The organism is Nocardia farcinica, assembly GCF_029867845.1.
In the GTDB taxonomy this organism is placed as follows: Bacteria; Actinomycetota; Actinomycetes; order Mycobacteriales; family Mycobacteriaceae; genus Nocardia; species Nocardia farcinica_A.
Window position 1 is genome coordinate 1 of the sequence record NZ_JARWRU010001331.1, and the last position, 5,992, is coordinate 5,992.

A 5,992-nucleotide genomic window follows, 5' to 3' on the forward strand; every position below is an offset into this window, starting at 1 on the left:
CGGCGAGCTTGTCGACGCCGCGCTCGAGAGCCCGGCGAGCCTTTTCGTCCAACTCTTTCTGGTTTGCCTTGAGTCTTTTTTTGTTGGTTTGGGGCTGGTTGGGGGCTGAAACGACGGTGCCCCGGCCCCGCTGCGGGGGAACCGGGGCACCTCGTCACTACGCGATCCCGGACGGGACCGGCAGACGCGTTCCGAACCGGACCGCGTCGAGCGCGATCACTTGCTGACGACAGCCAGCACGTCGCGCGCGGAGAGGATCAGGTACTCCTCGCCCTGGTACTTGATCTCGGTGCCGCCGTACTTGCTGTAGATGACGGTGTCACCCTCCTGCACGTCCAGGGGGATGCGCTTCTCGCCGTCCTCGTCCCAGCGGCCGGGGCCGACGGCGACGACGGTGCCTTCCTGCGGCTTCTCCTTCGCCGTGTCCGGGATGACCAGGCCGGAGGCCGTCGTCGTCTCGGCCTCGTTGGCCTGGACGAGGATCTTGTCCTCGAGCGGCTTGATGTTCACGCTCGCCACGTTGAGCCCTCCACTTTCAGGGGATACGGTCGTCCGGGAGCGATTCGCCCCGGACCATCGGGTTCGGTCACGGTGGTTGACCCTGCGCATAGCCCCGTCGTCGCGGGTGCCGGGACCCCTGCTCAGTAGTCACAACTGCGTTTCGACAGCGGCTGCCTGGTGGGCAACCGTGTCACTAGCACTCTATACATGCGAGTGCCAGCGCTCAAGGCAGGGCGGTGCCAATTTTGCCGCCGACTTCCCATAGGTTCGCCGAAACTGTAACGTTCGGATAACGGATTGTGACAGGATCGACGGCACGACCGGACACGGCCGTCGGGTCGTGCTGGGCACCCACCCGTGCTGAGCACCCACCGACGCCGGATCGCCGTCACGTCGCGTTGCGCACCATCGACCCACCCCACCCGCACCGGCCGCTCACCCGCCGCACCCGCTCCGTCCGTCGAAGGGAGGTGAACATGCGAACGTCCCTCGGCATCTCCGCCGGGAACGAGGTCGTCTGCTCGGCCCTGGTGGCCACCGCCGCCAACGGCGCCCGCAGCTTCGACTATCGCGTCGTCTCCGCCGATGCCGCGCACTCCGACATCGGCGACCTGGTCGCCTCCTCCATCGATCTGATGACCACCCAGCTGCCGGTGACCCCACCCGGCCACGACGGCGCGTGGGCCGCCGAGACCGAGGACGGCGAGGAAGAGACGCCCGCCCAGCTCGCCCCGCCCGCCTCCGTGGCCGTGGCCTACCGCGGCCACGAGCAGGCCCAGATCATCCGCTCGGCCATCGGCAAGCGGCGTGAGCTGGAACTGGTCCCCGAGGCCGAGGCGGCGCTGATCTACCTGCGCCACACCGGATTGACCGATCGCTACGACACGATCGCCCTGGTCGATCTCGGCGCCACCGGCATGAGCGTGACCGTCGCCGAGCAGGCCGACGGCACCGTGCTGCACTCCCAGCGCACGCACGCCATCAGCGGCACCGCCATCGACGAGCTGATCTACCACCACCTGCTCGACCTGCACGTCGCCCGTCGCGGCACCCGCCCCAACCGGGCAATGCTGATCAACCGGGGCCGCGCCGCCAAGGAACATCTGTCGGTGGCGCCCGCGGTCACCATCGACCACGTGGCGGGCCGCCCGCTCAAGCTCACCAGAGCCGACTTCGAAGTGCTCATCGGCGGGCTGCTGGCCGACGCCGCCGCCTATGTGGCCTCGGCCTTCGCCCGCTCGCCCAAGGCGCCCGAGGCGGTGGCGCTGGTCGGCGGCGGCGCCAACATCCCCGCGCTCGGGCAGATCCTCGGTCGCAAGCTCGCGATCCCCGTCATCACCGTCGACGACCCGGAGGCCGTGATCGCCAAGGGCGCCGCGCTGGTCGCCGACGCGGCCCAGCCGAGCCCGGCGCCGGTCGGCCAGGTGGGCACCGAATCCTCGGCGTACACCTTCACCAAGGTCGCGGGTGTGCTGGCGGGCGCGGTGGTGGTGGTCGGGCTGGTCATCGGCTACGGCGTGAAGACGCTCGGCCCCGCCGACAACGAAGTCTCCCCGGCCGGGACCACCAGCAGCGCAGGCCTTCCCAGCACGACCGCCGAACCGCCCGCGCCTGCGCCCGCCGAGCCGAACGCCACCCGTCCGCCCGCGAGCGCCACCGCCGCACCCGAGACGGCCCCGGCACCCACCGGTCCAGGACCGGAGGCCACCACGCCGGACGCGGTCGAGCCGCCGACCACCGAGGCCGCCGCGCCGACCACCCCGCCGATGCTGCGTCCCGACCCGAACCTGCCGCCGATCCCGTTCCCCGAACTGCTCGGGCCGCTGCTGGACGAGGAACCGCCGCAACAGCAGGCACAGCCCGGGCTGTCGCTGGAACCGCCGTCGACCACGACCACGCCGGGCACCAGCCAGTCCCCCGCGCGCACCCGGCTGCCGTTCCCACCCGCCGATTCCGGCTCCTCCAGACGCGACGAGGTCCTCGCGAACTGACCACCCGGCCGCGCGATCCGGCGCGGAGAGCTCCGGGGTGCGGAAACGACCGCGGCGGCGGTGTTCCCGTCGGCGTCTCAGGCGATCTGGCTGACCGAGACCGGCAGCCCGGGATCGCTGGCGACCGTCAGCGGCGACGGGGCCGCCCCGCCTGCGATCACGTGCGCGCCCAGCGCGGCGATCATCACCCCGTTGTCGGTGCACAGCCGCGGCTTGGGCACCCGCAGCGTGATTCCGGCGGCGGCGCAACGCTCTTCGGCCAGCGAGCGGATCCGGGAGTTGGCGGTGGCGCCGCCGCCGAGCACCAGCGTGTCCACGCCGACGTCCCGCGCCGCGCGCACCGCCTTCATGGTGAGCACGTCGGCCACCGCCTCCTGGAAGGAGGCGGCGATGTCGGGGATGGGCAGCCGGTCGGGGGTGATCCCGTCCCGCTGGGCGGCCTCGACGTAGCGGGCGACCGCGGTCTTCAGGCCGGAGAAGGAGAAGTCGTGGCGGGCGTCGCGCGGGCCGGTCATGCCGCGCGGGAAGGCGATGGCGTGCGGGTCGCCGTCGCGGGCCGCCGCGTCCAGCGCGGGGCCGCCGGGGAAGCCGAGACCGAGCAGGCGGGCGACCTTGTCGAAGGCCTCGCCCGCGGCGTCGTCGACGGTGCTGCCCAGTTCCACGATGGGCTCGGCCAGGTCGGTGACGTGCAGCAGATGGGTGTGGCCGCCGGAGACCAGCAACGCCACACACGGCGGCATCGGGCCGTGCTCGAGGGTGTCGACGGCCACGTGCCCGCCGAGGTGGTTGAGCGCGTAGAAGGGCACATCCCAGGCCGCGGCATAGGCCTTCGCCGCCGCGACACCGACCAGCAGCGCGCCCGCCAGGCCGGGACCGATGGTGACGGCCAGCGCGTCAGGGGCGACGATGCCCGCCGTGGACAGCGCGCGGCGCATGGCGGGCACCACGGCCTCCAGGTGGGCGCGCGAGGCGATCTCGGGCACCACGCCGCCGAAGCGGGCGTGCTGGTCGACGCTGGAGGCCACCTCGTCGGCGAGCAGCTCACAGGTGCCGTCCGGCTTCCACCGGACGATGCCGACGCCGGTCTCGTCGCAGGAGGATTCGATGCCCATCACGATCACGACAACACCTCGTCCGTCTGGCCCGCGCGCCATTCCCGCCCCTGCGCGGTCAGTTCCGGTCTGCGCATGGTGTAGGCGTCGGCGCCGCTGGGGTGGTAGTAGTTCTTGCGCAGCCCGATGATGTGGAACCCGTGCTTGGCGTAGAGCGCGATGGCGGGCGCGTTGTCGGTGCGCACCTCGAGGAAGACGGGGCCGCCACGCTTGGCCGCCTCGGCCAGCAGCGCGTTCAGCAGCCGGGTGCCGATGCCCGCGCCCTGGTGGTCGGGGTCGACGCCGATGGTGTGCACCTCGGCCTCGGGATGCTCCGGGTCGCCCAGCAGCGCGATGCCCGCGTAGCCGACCATGCGGCCGGTCCGATCGCGGGCGGTGATGTAGCGGTTGTGCGCGCCGGCGAGTTCGGATTGGAAGGCCACCGCCTGCCAGGGATCGTCCTCGGGAAAGAGCAGGTGCTCGAGTTCCACGCAACGCGCGATGTCGGCCTCGGTCATCGGCACGATGCTGATCTCGTCCGTGGTCACCGTCACGCCCCCGTCCGGTCGAGCGTGCGGTAGGCCTTCTCCACGGCGTCGGGCCTGCGCAGATACAGCGGGGTCAGCGGTTCGGGAGCGGCGCCCGCCAGCAGCGCGGCCGCGGCGACCCGGACCAGCCCGGCGGGCGAGGGCGTCTCGACCGGGATCACCGGCAGGTCGAAGTAGTCGACGTGCGAGGCCGATCCCGCCACCGCCTGCGCGCCCGCGGGATCGAGGTCGGCGGGCTTGACCACGCCGGGCCCGTCGACGCGGACCCCGTCGCGGTAACGGGCCCAGTACACCTCGCGCCTGCGCGCGTCGGTCACCACCAGCAGTTCCCCGGCGGCGGGCAGGTCGGCCGCGGCCGCCACGTCGGCGGCGACGGCGTCGAGGCTGCACACCCCGTGCACCGGCAGGCCGAGCGCGTCACCGAAGGCCGCCGCGGTGGCCATGCCCACCCGCAGCCCGGTGAACGGGCCAGGACCGACGCCGACCACGACCGCCTCGATATCGGTGCGCGAACGTTGCGCCTGCTCCAGGCATTGCAGGATCTGCGGGGTCAGCACCTCCGCGTGCGCGCGCGCGTCGACGGTGATCCGGGAGGCCAGTGTGTGTGGCCCGGCCGCGTCGAGGGAACCGTCCGCGGCCTGTCCCAGTTCCACCAGTCCCGCGGTGACGGCAGGGGTCGCGGTGTCGACGGCGAGTACAAGCATGATTGACCCCACGATACCGGGTGGTAGCTCGCGTCTTCGCGCAGCATCCGGCCGGGTGTGAAGGCCGGGGGGACGGAAAGGATTTCGGCGTCCCGGACGCCTCAGCCGACCCACTCCCAGGTGGCGGTGCGCACCTCGGAGTCCGGCTCCCTGCGCAGTTCCACCCGCAGGTGGCGCTCGGTCAGGTGCTCCACGACGCCGCGCCCCCACTCCACGACCACGACAGCTCCGCTCAGCTCGGTGTCCAGGTCGAGGGCGTCCAATTCGTCGAGATCGCCCGCGAGCCGGTAGGCGTCCACGTGCACCATCGGCACCGCCGGTCCGTCGGCGCGTTCGCCCGCCCGGTGCACCCTGGCGATGATGAAGGTCGGCGAACTGACCCGCCCCTGCACGCCGAGCCCGGCGGCGATGCCCCGGGTCAGCGCGGTCTTGCCCGCGCCGAGCGGCCCGTCGAGCACCACCAGATCGCCCGCCGAGAGTTGCGCGGCCAGTTCCCGGCCGAGCGCCTCGGTGTCGGCCACGGTCGGCAGCGTGCGCTCGTGCCGTTCGGTCACGCCCGCCTCCCTCTGTCCTCGCCGCCGGAAATCGCCGCCGGAAATCGCCCCGGTTGTCCTGGTTCGCCCGGTGTTCCCGGTCCGCTGCCGAACGATGAGCCTACCGGTGCCGTCTCAGCTGCCCAGCCGCAGGCGCATGTCCTCGTCGAAGATCCCCGCGCGCACCAGCAATCCGTCCAGCGCGTCGTTGACCTGGTCGGGATATTGCAGGTGCGGCATGTGCGCGGCGTCCCGGATGCGCACCAGTTCGCTACACGGCAGCGCCTCGGCCAGCACACGCGCGTGACCGAACGGGATGACCAGGTCGTTGCCGCCGCTGATCACCAACGTCGGTGTGCCGGCCAGAGCGGGCAGCGCGGCCGATTCGTCGTGCAGCCGAAGCGAATCGAGGAACTGCACGATGGTGTCGATCGGGGTGCGGTCGATCATGCGGGTGGTGAACCGCGACAACGCCGGGCTGACCTGACCGTGGAAGGAGGTCACGTGCAGCAGCGGCGTGATGACGTGCCGCGCGGTGGTGGGGGCCGCCCGCCCCCCGGCGGGGGCGGGGGGGGTGGGGGAACGGGAGCCCGCGCCGGCCGGCGTGGGGCCCAGCAGGGGGGG

The 5,992-nt window shown here is 72.3% G+C and carries 7 protein-coding genes; 1 reads left to right on the plus strand and 6 read right to left on the minus strand.

Annotated features, from left to right (window positions below; translation table 11 throughout):
• Positions 1-216: 216 nt before the first annotated feature.
• On the minus strand, positions 217-519 hold the full coding sequence (gene groES / locus QH283_RS29825; RefSeq protein WP_014349218.1) for a co-chaperone GroES: 303 nt from the start codon (positions 517-519) through the stop codon (positions 217-219).
• Between the two features lie 458 nt (positions 520-977).
• Here groES and QH283_RS29830 point away from each other — a divergent pair, with 458 nt between their 5' ends.
• On the plus strand, positions 978-2,492 hold the full coding sequence (locus QH283_RS29830; protein ID WP_280506244.1) for an Hsp70 family protein: 1,515 nt from the start codon (positions 978-980) through the stop codon (positions 2,490-2,492).
• 77 nt (positions 2,493-2,569) lie between these two features.
• On the opposite strand, the gene tsaD is transcribed toward QH283_RS29830, so the two are convergent.
• The 5 genes from tsaD to QH283_RS29855 form a co-directional block, all read right to left on the minus strand.
• Entirely contained in the window at positions 2,570-3,613 is a 1,044-nt protein-coding gene (tsaD, locus tag QH283_RS29835) for a tRNA (adenosine(37)-N6)-threonylcarbamoyltransferase complex transferase subunit TsaD (protein ID WP_280506245.1), read from the minus strand.
• Positions 3,610-4,101, minus strand: a complete 492-nt coding sequence (gene rimI, locus QH283_RS29840) for a ribosomal protein S18-alanine N-acetyltransferase (protein ID WP_280506250.1) — start codon at positions 4,099-4,101, stop codon at positions 3,610-3,612. The genes tsaD and rimI overlap by 4 nt, the downstream gene beginning before the upstream one ends.
• Positions 4,102-4,133: 32 nt before the next feature.
• Positions 4,134-4,835, minus strand: a complete 702-nt coding sequence (gene tsaB, locus QH283_RS29845) for a tRNA (adenosine(37)-N6)-threonylcarbamoyltransferase complex dimerization subunit type 1 TsaB (protein WP_280506246.1) — start codon at positions 4,833-4,835, stop codon at positions 4,134-4,136.
• A 101-nt stretch (positions 4,836-4,936) separates the two neighbouring features.
• Positions 4,937-5,389 carry a tRNA (adenosine(37)-N6)-threonylcarbamoyltransferase complex ATPase subunit type 1 TsaE gene (gene tsaE / locus QH283_RS29850; protein WP_280506248.1) on the minus strand — a complete coding sequence of 151 codons (453 nt, stop codon included), beginning with the start codon at positions 5,387-5,389 and terminating at the stop codon, positions 4,937-4,939.
• 114 nt (positions 5,390-5,503) lie between these two features.
• Positions 5,504-5,992: alpha/beta fold hydrolase (locus QH283_RS29855; RefSeq protein WP_280506249.1), on the minus strand; the 489-nt coding region annotated here is incomplete at its 5' end.